At 43.1% G+C, this 19,656-nt stretch carries 15 protein-coding genes and 2 tRNA genes; 9 read left to right on the forward strand and 8 right to left on the reverse strand.

Annotation, left to right across the window (positions count from 1 at the left end; all coding sequences use genetic code 11):
- Positions 1-94: 94 nt before the first annotated feature.
- Positions 95-1,198, forward strand: a complete 1,104-nt coding sequence (locus A7P54_RS13960) for an SDR family NAD(P)-dependent oxidoreductase (protein WP_171549949.1) — start codon at positions 95-97, stop codon at positions 1,196-1,198.
- A gap of 61 nt (positions 1,199-1,259) precedes the next feature.
- Here A7P54_RS13960 and A7P54_RS13965 read toward each other — a convergent pair whose 3' ends face one another.
- Complete coding sequence (locus tag A7P54_RS13965) at positions 1,260-2,147, reverse strand: SDR family NAD(P)-dependent oxidoreductase (RefSeq protein ID WP_004803857.1); 888 nt, start codon at positions 2,145-2,147, stop codon at positions 1,260-1,262.
- A 249-nt stretch (positions 2,148-2,396) separates the two neighbouring features.
- Positions 2,397-3,674 carry an aminotransferase class V-fold PLP-dependent enzyme gene (locus tag A7P54_RS13970; RefSeq protein ID WP_159886044.1) on the reverse strand — a complete coding sequence of 426 codons (1,278 nt, stop codon included), beginning with the start codon at positions 3,672-3,674 and terminating at the stop codon, positions 2,397-2,399.
- A gap of 298 nt (positions 3,675-3,972) precedes the next feature.
- Between A7P54_RS13970 and ettA the strand changes: the two genes are divergently transcribed.
- Positions 3,973-5,634, forward strand: coding sequence for an energy-dependent translational throttle protein EttA (gene ettA / locus A7P54_RS13975; protein WP_004803860.1), 1,662 nt, complete (start codon positions 3,973-3,975; stop codon positions 5,632-5,634).
- A 45-nt stretch (positions 5,635-5,679) separates the two neighbouring features.
- Here ettA and A7P54_RS13980 read toward each other — a convergent pair whose 3' ends face one another.
- Together A7P54_RS13980 and A7P54_RS13985 are read right to left on the reverse strand one after the other, a co-directional pair.
- A complete protein-coding gene (locus A7P54_RS13980; RefSeq protein ID WP_171549950.1) occupies positions 5,680-6,057 on the reverse strand; it encodes an SEL1-like repeat protein in 378 nt (125 codons plus the stop codon).
- A 172-nt stretch (positions 6,058-6,229) separates the two neighbouring features.
- Entirely contained in the window at positions 6,230-6,916 is a 687-nt protein-coding gene (locus tag A7P54_RS13985; RefSeq protein WP_171549951.1) for a hypothetical protein, read from the reverse strand.
- Positions 6,917-7,069: 153 nt separating this feature from the next.
- Here A7P54_RS13985 and A7P54_RS13990 point away from each other — a divergent pair, with 153 nt between their 5' ends.
- From A7P54_RS13990 to A7P54_RS14010, 5 genes are all read left to right on the forward strand, one after another.
- Entirely contained in the window at positions 7,070-7,465 is a 396-nt protein-coding gene (locus A7P54_RS13990; protein WP_216077120.1) for a cation efflux protein, CzcI-like, read from the forward strand.
- Positions 7,466-7,519: 54 nt separating this feature from the next.
- Positions 7,520-8,938: a TolC family protein gene (locus A7P54_RS13995; protein ID WP_004803868.1), complete on the forward strand. Its 1,419-nt coding sequence runs from the start codon at positions 7,520-7,522 to the stop codon at positions 8,936-8,938.
- Positions 8,938-10,164, forward strand: coding sequence for an efflux RND transporter periplasmic adaptor subunit (locus A7P54_RS14000; protein WP_171549952.1), 1,227 nt, complete (start codon positions 8,938-8,940; stop codon positions 10,162-10,164). The genes A7P54_RS13995 and A7P54_RS14000 overlap by 1 nt, the downstream gene beginning before the upstream one ends.
- The gene (locus tag A7P54_RS14005) at positions 10,154-13,321 is read left to right on the forward strand and encodes a CusA/CzcA family heavy metal efflux RND transporter (RefSeq protein WP_171549953.1); all 3,168 of its coding nucleotides are present in this window, start codon (positions 10,154-10,156) and stop codon (positions 13,319-13,321) included. Before A7P54_RS14000 ends, A7P54_RS14005 begins: the two co-directional genes overlap by 11 nt.
- A gap of 126 nt (positions 13,322-13,447) precedes the next feature.
- Positions 13,448-14,392 carry a cation diffusion facilitator family transporter gene (locus tag A7P54_RS14010; protein WP_171549954.1) on the forward strand — a complete coding sequence of 315 codons (945 nt, stop codon included), beginning with the start codon at positions 13,448-13,450 and terminating at the stop codon, positions 14,390-14,392.
- A gap of 31 nt (positions 14,393-14,423) precedes the next feature.
- Here the strand turns inward: A7P54_RS14010 and A7P54_RS14015 are convergent, their stop codons facing one another.
- The gene (locus tag A7P54_RS14015) at positions 14,424-14,762 is read right to left on the reverse strand and encodes a hypothetical protein (RefSeq protein ID WP_004803875.1); all 339 of its coding nucleotides are present in this window, start codon (positions 14,760-14,762) and stop codon (positions 14,424-14,426) included.
- Between the two features lie 228 nt (positions 14,763-14,990).
- Between A7P54_RS14015 and A7P54_RS14020 the strand changes: the two genes are divergently transcribed.
- A complete protein-coding gene (locus A7P54_RS14020; RefSeq protein ID WP_171549955.1) occupies positions 14,991-16,598 on the forward strand; it encodes a hypothetical protein in 1,608 nt (535 codons plus the stop codon).
- Between the two features lie 209 nt (positions 16,599-16,807).
- Positions 16,808-17,716: a hypothetical protein gene (locus tag A7P54_RS14025; protein ID WP_171061116.1), complete on the forward strand. Its 909-nt coding sequence runs from the start codon at positions 16,808-16,810 to the stop codon at positions 17,714-17,716.
- Between the two features lie 43 nt (positions 17,717-17,759).
- Here A7P54_RS14025 and A7P54_RS14030 read toward each other — a convergent pair.
- The 3 genes from A7P54_RS14030 to A7P54_RS14040 all read right to left on the reverse strand — a co-directional run bounded on the left by A7P54_RS14030 (position 17,760) and on the right by A7P54_RS14040 (position 19,627).
- Positions 17,760-17,835, reverse strand: a tRNA-Glu gene (locus A7P54_RS14030).
- A gap of 96 nt (positions 17,836-17,931) precedes the next feature.
- Positions 17,932-18,007 (reverse strand) — tRNA-Glu (locus A7P54_RS14035).
- 213 nt (positions 18,008-18,220) lie between these two features.
- Positions 18,221-19,627 carry an amino acid permease gene (locus A7P54_RS14040; RefSeq protein ID WP_005185572.1) on the reverse strand — a complete coding sequence of 469 codons (1,407 nt, stop codon included), beginning with the start codon at positions 19,625-19,627 and terminating at the stop codon, positions 18,221-18,223.
- Positions 19,628-19,656 lie beyond the last annotated feature (29 nt).

Genomic DNA, 19,656 nt, shown 5'->3' on the forward strand with positions numbered 1-19,656 from the left:
TTATTATTCTTGAATATGTCTAAAAAATGACTTGACCATTGAGTGTACTCCATCCTTTAGCCTATGCCTACATTCAATCAAAAGAGCATATGAGATGGCGCATAACAACTTAAAAACTCAGCAAGATCAACAAGTCGCTTTGGTCGCAGGTCCAACAGGATTTATTGGCCGTTATTTAATTTTAGAATTATTAAAACAAGGACATAGGGTTTTTGCCTTAGTCCGGAATCAAGCTAAACAACAACCCGTGCTCACAAATTGGCTCAGTCAAAAAGGTGTGTCCTTGAATCAATTGAGCTTTATTCAAGGTGATGTGACACAGGCTAAGCTAGCCATCAGCGAGCAAGATTGGCAAAAATTAAGCACAGTGGACACTTTATATAATAGTAGTGCACTGTTTGCATGGAACCTAAGTATGCAGCAAGCACGGGCTGTAAATGTCGAAGGTGCACTGAATTTATTGACTTGTGTTCAGCAACATTGTGCTTTGAAGCGCGCAGTACATGTTTCGGGTTATATGTTGACGATCACGAGTCATTTAGAGCAGGCTGGGATTTGTCTTGAACAACCTGAGCGTACCGAGTGGCCAGCTGTGTATCAAAACTTAGGGGCATATGAAGCCTCTAAAATAGAAGCGCATTTTGCATGGATACAGCAAGCACAACAGTTATCGGTAGATTGGACCATTATCCACCCAGCAACAGTGGTTGGCGATGATGTGTCGGGTGAAATTCCCACGAATCAGCCGATCGCGCAAATGATTGATGTGCTCAAACGGGGAAAAATGAGTGCCATCCCTGCAACAGCTCAGCATTATCTACCTTTAATCCGTGTCGATGATTTATGTCAGGTGATGGTGAAAGCAACGATGGATCAGACCTTGGCAAATCAAGCGATGCTGGTGGTGAGTGAGCATTCTGTTGCCCTGCATCAACTGACCCGAATGATTGCAGATCAATTACAGGTGAGTGCACCAACCAGACATGTACCAGTTGGACTGCTAAGGCTTATTTTAAAATGGCAATGGTTAGCGAAAAAATTAGAAATGTCTCCGGAAATGCTAAGTTTTTTAAGAACAGAACAGCTGGATCGAGAACGATTGACGCAGTTTCAACAGCGTTGGCAGATTTCGATGGGAAATTTAGAACTAGCGATCCGTAAAACAACCGATTGGATGAATCAAATCACCCCTTCATAGATATTTTTTCTAAAAAAACAGCCAATCAAAAGATCGGCTGTTTTTGAATCTTTAAAATGGATTACCAATGTTCACCTGGGAACAAACGCGCATAAGCACGTTGAATTAAATTCAATTTCTCTTGCTCACCAACAGATGCGGTAGAACTTGGGAATAAGTTGAAACCAATCGACATTAAAATGTTGTTAATGTCTGGTGCAATTGCATAGGTGATCGATGCAAGTCGACCTAAATTGGTTGCGATCTTTTTCGGACGCTTCACGATCGCATAGGCAATTAAATCAGCTGCTTCTTCAGGTGAAAGCGTTGGTACATATTTATAAATTTTAGTTGGCGCGATCATTGGTGTGCGCACCAAAGGCATATAAATTGAGGTAATCGCAATTTTGTGTGAGTGAACTTCCGCAGATAAACAACGACTAAATGCATCCAATGCCGCTTTAGACGCAACGTAAGCAGAAAAGCGCGTTGCGTTGGCAAGAACACCAATCGAGCTGATGTTAATGATTTGACCGTCTTTACGCTGCATCATGTGCGGTAAAACATTCAAGACTAAGCGTACTGCACCAAAGTAATTTAACTGCATGGTACGTTCGAAGTCATGGAAACGATCAACCGACTCATGTACCGCACGACGGATTGAACGTCCTGCGTTATTTACAAGAATATCAATGTGATCTACTGCTGCTAAGATTTCTTTTGAAACCGCATCAATAGATTCCATATCATTGAGATCACATGGAAATACGGTCGCTTTTCCACCTTCAGCCTCGATCTCAGCTTTGACCTCATCTAACTTCTCTTTGGTACGAGCGAGCAATAAGACATGGGCACCTGCTTGAGCAAGGTATTTTGAAACCGTTAAACCAATACCACTTGATGCTCCTGTGACAATGATTGTTTTACCGTCGACTTTTTGCTGAAAAAGTTTTTTGAGTTTTGCATTCATGTAAGTTACCTACATTAATCACGCTGTTGTTTGCAATGCCTTCTTATTACGATTAAACACTACACTTTATTTTGATGTAATATTAACCGATATTTTTTGTTTGTCTAGTGTAAATCTTTGAAAAATAATGTGTTTTTTAGAGTAAAAGCTCTAAAACAAGATATTGTAATAGTTGAAAAAGCAATTATATTTTTTAACTTTTGCACAAAAAATAAGCCCCTGAAGAGGGGCTTATTGATTTCATTAAAATTAAACTTGTGCAAGGGCCTGTTCTAGGTCGGCAATCAGATCATCGACATGCTCAATCCCAATAGATAAACGCACTAAGTCTTCACTGACGCCTGCTGATTTGAGCTCTTCTGCATTGAGTTGGCGATGGGTTGTCGTGGCTGGATGGCAAGCTAGACTTTTGGCATCTCCGATATTCACCAGACGGGTAAATAGCTGTAATGCATCAATAAAGCGGGTGCCGCCTGCCAGACCATCCTGAACACCGAAAGAAAGGATTGCAGAAGGTTTACCTTTCACATACTTTTGTGCCAAATGGTGCTGTGGATGGTCTTTTAGACCAGCATAATTTACCCACTTCACTTTTGCATGTTGTTTTAAATATTCGGCAATTTTGATGGCATTTTCAGTATGACGTTCCATCCGCAGATTTAAGGTTTCCAGTCCTTGTAGGATCAAGAATACGCTTAATGGACTAATTGCCGCACCAGTATTACGTAATGGCACCACGCGCGCACGCGCAATAAAAGCGGCTTCACCCAATACTTCGACATAATTCACGCCGTGATAGCTTGGGTCAGGTGTATTTAAAGCTTTAAAGCGTTCAGGATATTTGCCCCAAGGAAACTTGCCGCTATCGACAATCACGCCACCGATGCTATTGCCATGTCCGCCGATATATTTAGTCAGAGAATGCACAATAATGTCGGCACCAAATTCAAATGGCTTTAATAAGGCAGGTGTCGCCACGGTATTATCAACAATAACAGGCACGCCATACTCATGGGCAATCTTGGCAATCGCTTCAAGGTCGATAATATTGCCAAGGGGATTACCAATCGATTCAACAAAGACCAGTTTGGTCTTTTCATCAATAATCTGACGCAATGCTTCTGGATTTTGATAATCGAAGAAACGGACTTCAATACCTTGCTTTGGCAGTGTATGGGCAAATAAATTATAAGTCCCGCCATATAAGGTAGACACGGACGCGATATTGTCACCTGCTTCGGCAATGGTTTGAATCGCATAAGTAATTGCAGCCATACCAGAGGCTAAAGCCAATGCCCCAATACCACCTTCGAGAGCAGCTATACGCTGTTCAAGTACGGCCGTGGTTGGATTCATAATACGGGTATAGATATTTCCTTGAACTTTAAGATCAAATAAATCTGCCCCATGTTGCGTATTATCAAAGGCATATGAGGTGGTTTGATAAATCGGCACCGCCACTGCTTTGGTGGTTGCTTCTGGTGAATACCCCGCATGAATGGCTAAAGTTTCATCTTTATAAGTCATAATTACATCATCTACGTGTGTTAAATATTGATCGAGTCTAGCGTATATTTTATCCAAAATGGTGCATAATTTTTGCGCTTGATAGTGATTTTAATGATATAGCGAGTCTTTATCGGTCGTAATTGTTTTTGAAAATGACGAAATAATTCAAACCTGTAATGTCTTGCAAAAGAAAATTCTTTGATCTAGACAAACAAATGTCATCTTAACTTCAAGTCAATTGGGTTTTCAGCGTATAATACGCCGATTATTTTATTCGCTATTTTGCGATGTATTCGTTTTTCTTGAGGAGTCCTGCGTGGCCCAATATATTTATACGATGAATCGAGTGTCGAAAATGGTTCCGCCGAAGCGCGAAATCTTAAAAGACATCTCTTTATCATTTTTCCCAGGCGCAAAAATTGGTGTGCTTGGTTTGAACGGTGCTGGTAAGTCAACCTTACTCCGTATTATGGCTGGCGTAGACAAAGATTTCTCAGGTGAAGCTCGTGCACAACCAGGAATCAAGATCGGCTACTTAGAACAAGAACCGCCACTCGATCCAACCAAAGACGTTCGTGGTAACGTTGAAGATGGTGTACGTGAAGCACTTGATGCTTTAGCTCGTCTTGATCAAGTTTTCGCTGAATATGCTGAGCCTGATGCAGATTTTGATGCGCTTGCAAAAGAGCAGGAAAAATTAGAATCAATCATCCATGCTTGGGATGCGCATAACCTGAATAACCAGCTTGAAATTGCTGCTGATGCATTGAATCTTCCAGCTTGGGATGCAGATGTATCATTGCTTTCAGGTGGTGAGCGCCGTCGTGTTGCATTATGTCGTTTATTGCTTTCTAAGCCAGATATGTTGCTTCTTGACGAACCGACGAACCATTTAGATGCTGAATCAGTATCTTGGTTAGAGCGTTTCTTGAAAGACTTCCCAGGCACAATCGTTGCGATTACGCATGACCGTTATTTCTTAGATAACGTCGCTGAGTGGATTCTTGAACTTGACCGTGGCATGGGTATTCCTTATCAAGGTAACTATTCTTCTTGGTTAGAACAAAAGAATGCGCGTTTAGAGCAAGAAAACAAGCAAGAAGAATCTTTTGCCAAGGCATTGAAAAAAGAACTGGAATGGGTTCGTTCAAATGCCAAAGGTCAGCAAAAGAAAAACAAAGCGCGTATGGAGCGTTTTGAAGAACTTAACTCACGTGAGTTCCAACAACGTAACGAAACTTCTGAAATTTATATTCCACCTGGTCCGCGCCTAGGAAATAAAGTTGTAGAAGTTGAAGGGATCAGCAAATCATTTGATGGTCGTCTGCTTTATAAAGACTTAACCTTTACAATACCACCAACTGCGATTGTTGGTATTGTCGGTCCGAACGGTGCGGGTAAAACCACGCTATTCCGTATGATGACTGGCGAACAGCAACCAGATACGGGTACTGTGACTTTAGGTGAGTCAGTTAAAGTGGCTTACGTGGGTCAGATCCGTGATACTTTGGATAATAATAAAACCGTTTGGGAAGAAGTTTCTGGCGGTTTGGATATCCTGAGAATCGGCGAATACGAAATTGCATCGCGTGCTTATATTGGTCGCTTTAACTTTAAAGGCCAAGATCAGCAAAAACGTGTAGGCGAATTATCAGGTGGTGAGCGTAACCGTTTACAACTTGCGAAAATCTTACAGTTGGGTGCAAACGTTATCTTACTGGATGAGCCATCAAACGACTTGGATATCGAAACTTTACGTGCACTTGAGGATGCAATTCTTGTATTCCCAGGCACAGTGATGGTGGTATCACATGACCGTTGGTTCCTTGACCGTATTGCAACGCATATCTTGTCATTTGAAAATGAACAGCCTGAGTTCTACGAAGGGAACTATGCTGAATATGAAGCATACCGTCAGTCGCGTTTAGGTGACGCAGCGGTCGCAAAACGTTCTAAATATAAAAAGATTACAGGTTAATTTCTGTCAATAAAAAAACCAGCTTCCGAGCTGGTTTTTTTATGCTTATGAAAAAGCCAATTCACTGAATGCACTATATAAATAGGCTTTTGCTTCAGGATGCCCTAAATGGGCTGCGCGTTCTAACCAATATTGCGCTTTGCCATAATTTTTATCTAAACCTAACTCGCCATGCAAATAGCTTTCGCCGAGTTTAAAAGCGGCATCTGCATTACCACGTAAGGCTGCACGAAGAAAATACCAAACCGCGTTGCGATCATTGGCTGAAATAAAGGGGTGGCTGTCTTGCTCATGTTCTTGGTGTGCCAATGTTTTAAAAAACTCGGCTTTATGAATTTCTCGTTCAGACTCGGATAGAGGGTTCTGTTGAACTAAACCAGAACAATAGGAATGCAACCGCTGTTTGATACTTGCAATATTCATCATGCAACTCCTTGAGCTAAGTTTTTCATTATTATGTTTTTAATATATGTTTTTTCTTTGCAGCTATTGTTCTATTTGTGTATTCCTCAGCAGTGAGAAATGCTATAGAAAATAAGCCAATACCAGATTGTTTAGGTCGTTGGCTTATCTAGCTGTACCCATTTATTTGTGTCTATTTATTAAAATCACCTCGTAGATCAGACCACATCAGCAGTGGTGTAACAGTGACTACATCGAAGACCATTGCCAAAGGGTAGAGCACCATACGGGTTGCTCGTTTGACTGGGTGTTTGGTGGTGATGGTGGTCTCTTGTTGTAAGGTAATTGGATAGGGCTGTGCCAATTTTTGTTGGATTTTTTGCTGATCGAGTGCTTGATACAGCTGCCCTTTAAAAAACACATTGATATAAGGATAAGGCGCAGTTTCTTGATTTTGAATCAAGTCAAAATTTTGTCTAAAACCCAAGGATTTCAATAATTCTTTTTGCTTTGGATTGAGATCCACCATACGGGTGTGATAGCGAATTTGTAATACGCCACGAAAATGATTCGGGTCATCCATGGTCAGTACCAGTGGGCTAGGATGACTAAAGCTGCGTTGCTCGGCTGGAATGGCATGCAAAAGCTTTAGGAGTTCAGTACTACCATCGGTCATTAAGTAATTGAAATCTTGTCCAATAAAGATCAGGCCTTGGCTTTTTTCATTTTGAATGGCTTGTCCAAGCGCCAGAATCTGATCGGTTTTCAGTGTGGTGGTTTGAACCTGTGAGCTTTCATTGGGTAAGGCTGTGGAAAGTAGGCTGGTTGCGCATCCGCTTAATGCCATGGCTAAGACCCAAAGAGAGAAGATTTTATACATAAAATACCCGTAACAGAGAACATTATTATCATGAATGAGAATCAAAAAACGTTTTAAATCAGTGAGAAATTGACTGAAAATTGTTTTGTAATTTTATTACATTGGCATAGCCTGCTATAGTGCCTTTGTGCAATTTACTGTAAGGGTGTGCTGTTGCAACGCTCAACTGTTTTCGTGACCGTCTTGCTGAGTTTGTTCATGTTCCAAAGTTTCTGGAATGTGGCGGCAGCATTTTGCGCGCATGAGACGGTCAGTGAATACAGTACATTGAATCATTTTGGGCATCATGTTGCTGAACAGACAAACAGTTCTGAACAAGGCGCTGTCTTTGATAAAGTCGCAGCAGATTTACCGATGCCTTTAAGCTTGCAAGATCATCATGACCATCTACCATCTTGTTTTCATGTGGTGGTGGCTGAAGTTCAGCAACGTGTAAATGAACCGATGTTGCACAGTCAGGACGTAGAACAAAAATATTACTGGTCCAACTTCTATCAGTCTCCACATCTTTCAGGGCTAAATCCGCCGCCTTTATCAACCCCGCTATAGGTGGGGTAGCCGAAAAATAGCCCACCGCATTCTTATTACTTTGCGGGGCTTTATATGTCTTCTAGTTTAAATCAGCGTATTCATGCAGTTGAGCAGCATACGCGAAAAAATCGTACTCAATTGTCATTGAAGTGGTCAGTGTTGGCACTTGCCTTAAGCACTGCTATTTTGAGTCCATCCATTGCCGCAGAATCTTTACTTGATGCAAATCAGCCTGCAACCAAGGCTGCACAACGTAATCTGAATTTTGAGCAAATCTTGCAGGATGTGAAACAATATCAGGCAGGCACAGGGGTGTGGCAAACGCAGCAAGGAATCGCTGAGGCCAATGTGAAACAAGCCGGGTTATGGTCGAATCCAAGTATTTCTATTCAGCAAACCGACTTTAGGTCAGGCAAAGACAAAGAGTTGGAATTTGGTGTTTCACAAAAATTAGACATTTTTGGTCAACGTCGTGCTGCGGTTAAGCTTGCCGATGTACAAGCATCTCAAGTGGGGCTTAATCAGGAACTCTACAATGCGCAACTTGAGCTAGCAGTTAAATATCTGTGGTCGCAAGTCGTGGTGCTAGAGCTGGAACATGATGTGGTTCAGGCACAGTTAAAAACCAGTCAGGATACTTTGGATGCAACTCGTTTAAGACTCAAAGCGGGCAGCATTGCGCAGGTCGATTTAGATCGTACCTTGATGGCGCATATTGAAAATCAACGGTTGTTTCAACAAACCGAGCTCTCTTTAGCCACTGCAAAGCGTCAATTGGCAAATCTGTGGGGCAGTACCGATAACCGCTTCTCTACTCAGGCAAGCAATGTCTGGCCACAACAAAAAGATTTGCAAGATTATTTGCAGAACAACTTATTTGAGCGTGCTATTCAACTCGATATCGTGCGTCAAAAAGCCAATATCGATTATTTAAAAGTATCCAACCGACCAAATCCGACGGTCAATTTAGGTATGGTGCAAAGTAAAAGCGCAGAAACCAATTCGACCGATAACAAGTTCCGAGTGGGCATCGATATTCCGTTGAATATTTTCAATCGTCAACAGTATTCATTGCGAATTGCCAATGCCAAACAAGATTTACTGGTCAAACAGCAACAGTTTTACAAGCAGCAGAACTTGAATGCGATTCAGACCTTAACAGCAGAGTTGGCGGGGTTGAAACAACAGTTCGATCTCGTCAATCAACGACAAATTCCTTTGTCTGAAACGGTGCAAGAGAAAATGTTGCTCGGTTTCAAAGTCGGTAAATATGCCATTACCGATGTGCAGCAAGCCACCATGCAATTGCAAGATCAACGTTTAAACAAAGTGCAGTTACTCAAGAGTGCATGGCAAAAGCAAATTGATGCAGAAAGTTTAGCACTGGGAATTGAGCCGAGTATGGTGAGTTCAAGTGATGCCTTAAATCAGATTAATCAAACCCTTTGGAAAGATACCAATAACCTTCCCGCTGTAGTAGGAGCAGAATAATGTCGACAAATAAATCTAAAAAGCAGTGGTTTTGGGTCATTCTGGTTATCGCCGTTGGCTTAGTCCTGAGCGCGTTATTATTTTTCACGGGCAAGAACAAAGCCAGCGGTGATGCAGCAGCTGATAGTCATGGCGAAGGTGAGGAAGGACATACAGAAGGTGAGGCTGGGCAGGCGGAAAGTGAGGAAGGTACCTTAAATCTCAGCCCAAAACAGATGACTGAATATGGGGTTAAGCTGGCTCAGGTTGGTGTGGGTGAAGTCGGACAGCAATTTGCTTACCCAGCAAAACTGGTGACCAATACCGATCAGCAAGCGCATGTTTCAGCAACCTTTGCTGGGCGTGTGGAAAGTGTCAATGCGGTACTCGGTCAACAAGTCAAGAAAGGGCAGGTTTTAGCTACTTTATTTATTCCTGATTTGGTGGATCAGCAAGCTAATTTAAGTATTGCCCAAGAAGCTTTAACGCTTGCACAGCAAGATTATCAACGTGAAAAACAACTTTGGGAACAAGGGGTTTCTGCACGTCAGGATTATCAACGTGCCTACAATGCCTATCGTCAGGCACAGATTCAGGTACAAGCTGCACGTAGCCGGTTATCTGCCTTGGGCGCATCCAGTGGCAGTCAGGGTCGTTATGTCTTGACCGCACCTTTAAGCGGTGTGGTGAGTCTGAAAGATATTGTGGTGGGTGAGCAAATTACCGCCGATAAGCAGTTATTTGTGATTGATCAGCTGGATCAACTCTGGATTGAGTTTATTTTACCAAGCGTCAATAACATCAATGTCCAACCGGATCAGCAGATCGAGTTTAAATCGCTGCAAACCAATAATAGCTTTAAAGCACAAATCCAGACTTTGACCACAGCAGCAGATACCCAGACAGGTCGTTTGCAGGTGCGTGCCAAAGTGTTAACTCCAGCCAAAGAGCTTCGACCTAATTTGATGGTAAACGTGTTATTAGATGGCACGGACAAGAAGCCTGTGCTTCGTGTTGCCAAAGGGGCGATTCAGCAGATCGAGGGTAAAGCCACGGTTTTTGTCGCTAAGCAAGAGAAAGACCAAATGCATTTCACTCCAACACCTGTACAACTGGGTAATTACTCAAGTGATGGGCAGTGGGTAGAAATCCAATCGGGTCTGACTGAAAAGCAACAATATGTCAGTCAAGGCAGTTTCCTTTTGAAATCTGAGATCGAGAAGGGAGAGGCTGAGCATGGGCACTAAAGATAAGTTACAGCTTCCTCCCGCGGAAGGTCTGTTTGATCGGATTATTCAGTTTTCAATCCGCAATGCGATTTGGGTCATGCTGTTTGTGGTGGCATGGATTGGGGTCGGCATTTATAGCTACCAAAAACTTTCGATTGATGCCGTGCCTGACATTACCAACGTACAGGTGCAGATTAATAGCCAAGCAGGTGGATTCACTGCCCCTGAGGTTGAACAACGCATTACATATCCGATTGAAAATGCCATGTCGGGTATTCCGAACTTGGAACAAACCCGTTCCATCTCCCGTTACGGCTTATCCCAAGTCACGGTGATCTTTAAAGACGGTACCGATATCTATTGGGCACGCCAGCTGATTAACCAGCGCTTACAGGAAGCCAAGAGTGCTTTGCCTGATGATATTGATCCACAAATGTCACCGATTTCTACTGGCCTAGGCGAGATCTATCAATGGGTGATCAAAGCTGAACCGAATGCCAAAAAGGCCGATGGTACGCCTTATCAGGCCATGGACTTGCGTGAAATTCAGGACTGGATTGTTCGTCCTCAATTACAACGCGTGCCGGGTGTTGCTGAAATCAATACCATTGGGGGATATAACAAGACCTATGTGGTTTCTCCCGACCTGAAACGTTTGCAACAACTGCAAATTCCGTTAACCGATTTGCAAACTGTACTCACTGAAAATAATGAAAACCGCGGTGCGGGTTTTATTGAAGAAAATGGTCAGCAGCTGACGGTACGTATTCCGGGGATGTTGAAAACCGTACAAGACATTGAGAATGTCACGGTCAGTACCAAGAATGGTTTGCCGATTCGTGTTGCCGATGTTGCAACAGTTTCGATTGGACATGATCTAAGAACAGGGGGTGCCACCTATAACGGTGAAGAAACCGTACTCGGTATCGCGATGATGATGATGGGTGAGAACAGTAAATCCATCGCTCAAGCACTCGATAGTAAAATGCAGGAAATCAAACGTTCATTACCTGAAGGGGTGGTGGTCGAAACGGTATATAACCGCAGTAACTTGGTTGATAAAGCCATTAAGACGGTGGCCAAGAACCTGATCGAAGGTGCAATCTTGGTGATTGTGATTCTGTTTGTGTTCTTAGGTAACTTCCGTGCGGCATTGATTACCGCCTGTATTATTCCCTTATCCATGCTGTTTACCCTGACAGGGATGGCGGAGCAAAAAATCAGTGCCAACCTGATGAGTTTAGGCGCATTGGACTTCGGGATTATCGTCGATGGTGCGGTGGTGATTGTCGAAAACTGTATCCGACGGCTGGCAGAGGCTCAGCATCATAAAGGTCGACTCCTGACTCGTTCTGAACGTTTTACCGAAGTCTTCTTGGCGGCAAAACAGGCAAGACGTCCGCTGATTTTTGGACAAATCATCATTATGGTGGTGTATTTGCCAATCTTTGCACTGGCGGGTGTAGAAGCGAAAATGTTCCACCCAATGGCAATGACCGTGGTCTTGGCCTTGATTGGTGCGATTATTTTATCCGTAACCTTTGTTCCTGCTGCGGTGGCGTTATTTGTTACTGGTGAGGTCAAAGAGAAAGAAAGTCGTTGGATGGCCGCCTTAAAAAACGGTTATAAATCCTTGCTGGATAAAGCCTATGCTTTCCGCTATGTGGTGGTGGCCGGTGCGGTGACTATTTTGATACTTACCGCTGCGATTGGTTCGCGTGTCGGTAGTGAGTTTGCGCCACAACTGAGTGAAGGTGACTTTGCTTTACAGTTGATGCGTGCACCAAGTACCGGAATTGAAGAATCACTCAAGATTCAGGAAAGTGTTGAGAAGCAATTACTCGCAGAGTTTCCAGAAATCAAAGCAATCTTTGCCCGGACAGGTACCGCCGAAGTGGCAACGGATGTGATGCCGCCTAATATTTCTGATGCAATCGTTCTGTTAAAGCCGCGTGATCAATGGCCTGATAAATCGGAAACCATTGACGAGCTTCGGACCAAAATGTTGGCCTATGTGGAGAAAATTCCAGGTAACAACAGTGAGTTTTCTCAGCCAATTGAATTACGTTTCAACGAACTGATTTCAGGGGTACGTAGTGATATTGGGGTGAAAATTTTTGGTGATGATATGCAGGTTCTGAACCAAGAGGCTGAAAAAGTCGCGCAAACCTTGAGAACGATTACTGGTGCAAGTGAAGTCAAAGTCGAGCAAACTGATGGTTTACCTTTACTCAATGTCGATATCGACCATGCATTGGCTGCGCAATACGGTTTATCAGTGAAATCCATTCAGGATTTGGTTGCTGCAAGTATTGGTGGACAAAGTGTTGGGCAGATTTTACAGGGTGACCGTCGTTTTGATTTTGTGGTGCGTTTGGATGATGGGATGCGTACGCCGCAGCAATTGGCGATGTTACCGATTCAACTACCGAATGGTGGTTTGATCAAACTGCAAGACGTGGCAAAAGTGGAGAATATTTTAGGCTTGGCGCAAGTCAGCCGTGAAAATGGCAAGCGCCGTGTTGTAGTCACCACCAACGTACGCGACCGTGATTTGGGCTCATTTGTGGGTGAAATGCAGCAGAAATTATCTCAGCAAAAATTACCAAGCGGTTATTGGCTTGGTTATGGCGGTCAGTTTGAAAATCTGGCCTCGGCAAAAGCCAGAATGCAGATTGTGGTGCCATTGGCATTGCTGATGATCTTTGTTCTGTTGATGGCGGTGTTTAATAACTTTAAAGAAAGCTTGCTGGTGTTTAGTGGCGTGCCATTTGCTCTATCAGGCGGTTTGGTGGCGCTGTGGTTACGCGATATTCCCTTGTCGATGTCGGCAGGTGTCGGTTTTATTGCGCTCTCTGGTGTCGCCGTGCTGAATGGTCTGGTGATGTTGAGTTTTATCAAAGAGCTGCGTGAGCAATATGATGTTCACTATGCCACTTGGCATGGTGCGGTATTACGCTTACGTCCTGTCTTGATGACTGCTTTTGTCGCATCGCTTGGCTTTATCCCGATGGCGATTGCCACAGGTACGGGTGCAGAAGTTCAGCGCCCACTGGCAACCGTGGTGATTGGCGGGATTATTTCATCCACCTTGCTGACCCTGCTGATTTTGCCCGTGGTGTATCGTTGGATGAATGAAGCCAAACAGGACAAACGTCAGGAAAGTGCAATTTAATCTGTTTATGCTATCTTCTTAATGAAGCACTTTATTAAGAAGAATCTGAACCAGCCAAAGCGATTTTCGCCTTGGCTGACTTTAAGACTGCAACAGGTCTTATTCAATTATGATAAGGAGTCCAACATGGGTGGACATCAAGGGCATGACCATAGTCATGCAGCGGTCACTGAAGGTAATATCAAAAAACTCACCATTGCGTTGATACTGACTTCAACTTTCTTAGTGGTTGAAGTGGTTGCGGGTTTAATCACCCAGAGTTTGGCGTTACTGTCCGATGCAGCACATATGTTTACCGATGCCGCTGCATTAGCGATTGCTTTAGTGGCAATTAAAATTGCCAAACGTCCAGCAGATAACAAACGTACTTTTGGTTATCAGCGTTTTGAGATTTTGGCAGCCTTATTTAATGCCTCGATGCTGTTTTTTGTGGCAATGTACATTCTGTACGAAGCTTACCAACGCTTTACGCAACCGCCTGAAATTCAAAGTGTCGGTATGCTGATTGTGGCGAGTTTGGGTCTGATTATTAATTTAATTTCCATGAAACTGTTAATGTCCAGTGCCGCTGGAAGTCTGAATATGAAAGGCGCATATTTAGAAGTGCTGAGTGATGCATTGGGTTCAGTGGCTGTCATTGTGGGTGCAGTGGTGATCTATTTCACCAATTGGTATTGGGTCGATACCATTCTTGCGGTTGCGATTGGTTTCTGGGTATTGCCGAGAACGTGGATTCTGCTCAAGCAGAGTATCAATATCTTGTTGGAAGGTGTTCCAGAAGAGGTCGATATTGAAAAGCTACGCAATGATCTACTGGGATTGGATGGTGTTGAGAGTATTCATCAGTTAAAGGTCTGGGCGATTACATCGAAGAATATTCATTTGACTGTACATTTATTTGCACCGAGAGCTGATCGTAATCAATTGCACCGTGCTGCGATTGAGATGTTATCGCATGAGCATGGTATTGCTGAGGTGACCTTGCAAATTGAAGACGATGAAGAAATGAATTGTCAGCATACCCATCAACATGATGAGAAAGCTGAACAAGATCCTTCACATCAGCATTAAGCTGATGTGAAGATTTGTTTTGGAATAATAATTAATTCTGCCATTCGTTGTTGCAGTCACGGCATTTCCAATGTTTTTGTGCCTGCATAAACGCTTGCATTGAAATTTTAAAATCAGGTAGATCACGCCAGAATAAAACCCCTGCAATCACACAGATCGCAAAAACCACGACGGTCGCAATTTGCAGACTTTGGCCGGCACCATTGCCAAAAATCCACATCGCAACGCTAATCAAGACCAAAATTAATAAAATAAAAATGGCAGGAACCAGAAGCACCAAACTTTTGGGTACGTTAGGGCGAGGGCTGTTAGCACCCTGACTGGCAGGCATAATTTTCACGCTTTGACATTTAGGGCAACGGTATTGCATAGAAGATTCCTATTCTGTTTTGTCCATTTTAGCGAAAATTATGCAAAAGCAAAAATCTTGAGCCTTTCAAATACATAAATTTACTTATTTCGTTGTTTATGATGCCACAAAGTCGATTTTTACATTTGCTTGAAAAGCTTGCTACAGCTCGTCTAAAGCCATTCGCAAAAGTCAGGGCAGTCTGTTAAGTTGCAAGATGAATGGGTTGGATAATGCGAAAGGAAACGCATGTTAAGCACCAAGATTCTAAAATTGCGTTTATCTCGCATTCAGAAGGGCAAAGAACATTTATCCAGCCAAGATAAGTTGATGTTGGTGACGATGCAAAGCCCTGATCTCAGTGCGCACTTCCTCCTACGTTTATTTAAGGTGACTTTACCCAAGCAATGGACATTCAGGCATGAGGATGATGAAGACATTCTCTATGCCAGCCAATTGATTCAGTTGATTGAAGATGAGCTGCTGAGTGCTTATGAGTCGCATGCGCGTAAGTATGCATGGTATGAGCAGTGTTTGGTTTATCGTCTGAATTTCATTGAGACTCAGCCGAATCAGCAACATATCAATGGCTATCTACGTCAGTTGGATCGCTGTCTGGATCAACAACCGAAAATTGATCTTTTGCATTATTTTCAACAACATTATCCAAGTGCACAACATGCGATTGCGCTGGCCAAAGCCTATGCAGGGGCAGCACAATATAACCAAGCAATTAAATACTATGAATGGGCGGCACAACAATCGCAGCAGCGTAATGAAATGGCCTTTTATGCTTATATTGATTGTCTGTTGAGTCGCAATCAGCCTGAATATCAGCCACAGTTGAATGATGTTGAATATGCGCTGCATTTGTTACTCCATCATCTGAAACCGATTGACCAGAACAACCAGACTCAACGATTACAGCGTGCGGTCAGTTTGTTATTACCTGAGTCGATACTGCGGACACGAGCTTCAAATACCAATTTATTGGCAGATATGGGACGTGGCCTAAATTCGCTCGGGAAATCCTTAAATAGCATTTTTGGCGCTAAGCAATCGCATCTCCCTTTTAGTCAGGACGTGATTGCAACCGCACCGCAGCTTTTAACAGCACAGTGTGTGCTCTCAAGCTTGGTTCAGCAAAACACGATGCAAGTCGCCTGGCAGCATCTTCTCGAGCAGAATACGGCCAGTACAGGGCCAGCTGATCTACCGCTGACTTATTTATGGCAAGCCATGCAGCAGAATGCAGAGATTTTGTGTCTATTACAGCAACCTGTTCACCATGAGGAATTGCTTGCTCAATTGACTCCAATTGAATCGAAGCCAAAGCCTGCTTTTGATCTGGGGCATATTCAGATGATTCTGGAACAAGGGCTGATGGCGTATTTAGGAGACATCCGTTTGAATAAACAACATCCTGAGCGGGAGGCTCTTTATGCGCAACGTGATGTGGTTGTTCAGGACATGATTGCTTTTGCTGTCTGGTTCAATCAGGAGGTTTTAGCTCCATATCTGCAACAACAAAGCCAGCAGTTTGAGCAAGTGCGAAATGGATTGAGATTATTGGATGCCTCGGCCTTGAGTAGCGGACTATTTGCCTTGCAGTTTGAAATGCAAAAACGTGTGCAGGATCTCGCTGATTGGATGACGCTAAAACTGGTAAAAGGGAATGAATTTGATCAAATGCAAGCGGCTTGGGTGGCATTACGTGAATGCTCGAATTTTGGTGGTGGGCAGGAGAAAGTGCAGCGACTTGAGTCCACATTAGAGCAGTATAAAACGTTGCGTTCGAGTCAGATTCTCGTTACAGCAATTGAGAATGAACAACAACTGAAGCAAGTTGATCAGTGATAGCGTTTTCTGAAAAAGATGAAGTGAATTGGAAGAATAAATAATTTGAAGCTGTGCAACAAAAATAAGCAAATTGCTGTGCAGAGCATGCTAATCTACAGAAAAACGTCTAATAAGTTCAGAAAGCAGATCGACGCTCATAAGAAAAATGAGCCAGTAGCAAAGGGAAGAGGGAGAGCATCTTGAATCGACAAGATGATAAAAAGGCGATGTTCGATATTATGCCAGCAGATGTATCTTCATCTGATGATAAACCATCATTATCACGTCGACTAATTAATAAAACATTGCAACATGCACAAGATGCGGTGGAATTTGCCAGCGATACTTCTCGTAACATTGCAGGTGTGGCAGATGCTGCACTAGATGCCTTAGATCATGTCACACACCAGACCAAGCGCGGTGTTGAAGGAGTGCGTAATACGGTACGCGATATGGTGTCAGAAACGAGCGAGGTCGCACGTCAGGTTGCTTTGGCGATGGCAAGAACATCATTGGGGAAAAGCAGTCTCACCTTATATTTACCAGAAATGCTGTTGAATAATCAAATTCGTAAAAGAATGGATCGCAGCGAAATTGATGATATTAAAATTGAATGTGGTAATGATCGATTCCATATTGAACTCGATGGACACTATCGTCGTTTTCTGTATCGACTTTCGCTCGAATTTAATGTCTTAGAGTGTCGTATTGGGCAGGAAAAGTATTTGCGTCTACGCCAAGTCGATGAGCATCTTGATCTACAAATTCGCCATGGCGGCACCTTAACCAATTGGGCTGCACGTCGAGTGGGCAATGTCAGTTTTGAATTAATTAATTCTTTGCCGATTCCCTTTCTGATTAATCATTTGATTCGTGATGTCCCAGGGATTCAAAAAGAAGGGCATCGCTTGTGGTATATCGATCTGGAAGAGGCTGGCTTTATTGATTTCATTAATAACCGTTCGTGGATGGTGGATAAGTTATTAAACCTGACCGATTTTAGTATCTTACCGGGTTTAAATATCTTGCAGGAAAGCCGTGAGTTGGTACAACAACTGGTTGATCAATTCGAGATCCGTGGTCTGCGTGTGCAATCTGGACGTCTAGAAGTTCAGGTCGGGATTGGAACTGAATAGGCAATAAAAAAGCCACTGTCATTGCAGTGGCTTTTTTAGAATTTGGCGTCCCTACGGGGATTCGAACCCCGGTTACCGCCGTGAAAGGGCGATGTCCTAGGCCTCTAGACGATAGGGACTTATCGGAGGAGATTTACTTACAGAATATGAAACATATCGCTTGTAAGCCTAAATTCTCAGCAAGATGATTTATCTTTGCTTTTCCTCGAATTTAGTGGCGTCCCTACGGGGATTCGAACCCCGGTTACCGCCGTGAAAGGGCGATGTCCTAGGCCTCTAGACGATAGGGACGTTTCAGAGGTGGGCGTATATTAGGGTGAATTAGATAGGGTGTCAAACACTTTTCTGAATAAAATTTAAAAAAAGTGAACAAGTGTCTAAAAATAAAACATATCGCAGAATAAATAATCAAAAATAAGCAGTTAAGCGAAAAAATTATCAAACAAATGGTTTATTGGTAGATATAAAAAATGCAGCTTAAGCTGCATTTTTTCTGAGATTTGATTATTTACGGTTTCGATAGAAAACATAATGACTTAGGTAACATGCTGCAATAAACAGCAAACAACCAATAAAGCCTGCTTGCATCTCAGGGTCTGCCGCCATACTTAAACCGGTAATGAAACAGAAGATAAAACCTAAGATGGGTACGATAGGATAAAGCGGTGCAGCAAATTTTAAGTCTTTTGCGCTATGGCCCGCTTTGTACCATTGGCGTCTAAAGTTAAATTGGCTCCAGCAAATACTCATCCAGACAATGACCATGGTAAATGCCGCAACACCTAATAAATTCTTAAAAATTGTTTCAGGGGCAAAGTGCTCAGATAACAGACCAGGAATCGCACCAAACATGGTCACGACCAGTGCAATAATTGGGGTGCCACTTTTTGATAAGCGCGAGAATACACTTGGTAACTGACGCTGATCTGATAAAGACCACATCATACGTGATGCAGCATAAAGACCTGAGTTTGCAGCAGAAAGAAGTGCGGTAATAATCACGAAACGGATAATGTCGTCGGCATAAGGAATACCAATGTAGTTAAATACCGTCACGAAAGGACTGCTACTCACCCCTTCACCACCTAAGCCCGCGACTTGGAATGGCAATAAGGCACTGATCACCACGATTGTGCCGACAAAGAAAATCAATAAACGCCAGATCGCGGCATTGATTGCCTTTGGAACATTCTCAGCAGGGTCTTTGGTCTCACCTGCAGCAACACCAATCAATTCTGTACCTGAAAAGGCAAAATTAACAATCAACATGGTGGTAAAGATTGGAATGAGCCCTTGCGGGAACCAGCCGTGTGCAGTCAAATTGTGAAATAGTGGTGCTGATTCATAGCCTTGGAATGGAATGAAACCAAAAATAGCCATCAAGCCTAGAATGATAAAGGCAATCACGGTGACTACTTTAACTAGGGCTAACCAGAATTCGGATTCGGCGAACATTCGGGTAGAGGTGAGATTTAATCCCAAAATGGTGACTGCAAAGATAATGGTCCAGATCCACATGGAAATGTGTGGAAACCATTCCTGCATCAGCAAGGCCGCAGCGGTAAATTCTGTACCTAAAGTTGCGGTCCATGTGAGCCAGTAGACCCAAGAAATCATATAACCTGTGCCTGGACCAATATATTTTTGAGCGTATGCACCAAAAGATCCAGCAACAGGCATGTGTACTGCAAGCTCACCTAAGCAGAGCATGACCATATAAGCAATTAAGCCACCTAAAACATAGGCAATAATTGCACCCACAGGGCCGGTTTGAGCGATAACTTCGCCAGAACCTAAAAACAGACCTGTACCAATCGCGCCACCTAAAGAAAGCATGACTAAATGGCGAGTGCTCATGGCACGCTTTAGCGTTGTTGGTTCTGAATTCGCATTTGAGTTGGAAGATTGCATACGACAATTTGTCCAAGCATAGAGAAGCG

It is taken from the genome of Acinetobacter sp. Ac_3412 (assembly GCF_013072675.1).
Classification (GTDB): domain Bacteria; phylum Pseudomonadota; class Gammaproteobacteria; order Pseudomonadales; family Moraxellaceae; genus Acinetobacter; species Acinetobacter higginsii.

Excerpts from the sequence above, each read along its gene's own strand:
- A7P54_RS14020 (WP_171549955.1), top strand. The coding sequence starts at position 14,991 with ATGTTAAGCACCAAGATTCTAAAATTGCGTTTATCTCGCATTCAGAAG.
- A7P54_RS14005 (WP_171549953.1), top strand. The coding sequence starts at position 10,154 with ATGGGCACTAAAGATAAGTTACAGCTTCCTCCCGCGGAAGGTCTGTTT.
- A7P54_RS14000 (WP_171549952.1), top strand. The coding sequence starts at position 8,938 with ATGTCGACAAATAAATCTAAAAAGCAGTGGTTTTGGGTCATTCTGGTT.
- A7P54_RS13970 (WP_159886044.1), bottom strand. The coding sequence starts at position 3,674 with ATGACTTATAAAGATGAAACTTTAGCCATTCATGCGGGGTATTCACCA.
- A7P54_RS13995 (WP_004803868.1), top strand. The coding sequence starts at position 7,520 with ATGTCTTCTAGTTTAAATCAGCGTATTCATGCAGTTGAGCAGCATACG.
- A7P54_RS13980 (WP_171549950.1), bottom strand. The coding sequence starts at position 6,057 with ATGAATATTGCAAGTATCAAACAGCGGTTGCATTCCTATTGTTCTGGT.
- A7P54_RS13965 (WP_004803857.1), bottom strand. The coding sequence starts at position 2,147 with ATGAATGCAAAACTCAAAAAACTTTTTCAGCAAAAAGTCGACGGTAAA.
- A7P54_RS13960 (WP_171549949.1), top strand. The coding sequence starts at position 95 with ATGGCGCATAACAACTTAAAAACTCAGCAAGATCAACAAGTCGCTTTG.
- A7P54_RS14025 (WP_171061116.1), top strand. The coding sequence starts at position 16,808 with ATGTTCGATATTATGCCAGCAGATGTATCTTCATCTGATGATAAACCA.
- A7P54_RS14015 (WP_004803875.1), bottom strand. The coding sequence starts at position 14,762 with ATGCAATACCGTTGCCCTAAATGTCAAAGCGTGAAAATTATGCCTGCC.
- A7P54_RS14040 (WP_005185572.1), bottom strand. The coding sequence starts at position 19,627 with ATGCAATCTTCCAACTCAAATGCGAATTCAGAACCAACAACGCTAAAG.
- A7P54_RS14010 (WP_171549954.1), top strand. The coding sequence starts at position 13,448 with ATGGGTGGACATCAAGGGCATGACCATAGTCATGCAGCGGTCACTGAA.
- A7P54_RS13985 (WP_171549951.1), bottom strand. The coding sequence starts at position 6,916 with ATGTATAAAATCTTCTCTCTTTGGGTCTTAGCCATGGCATTAAGCGGA.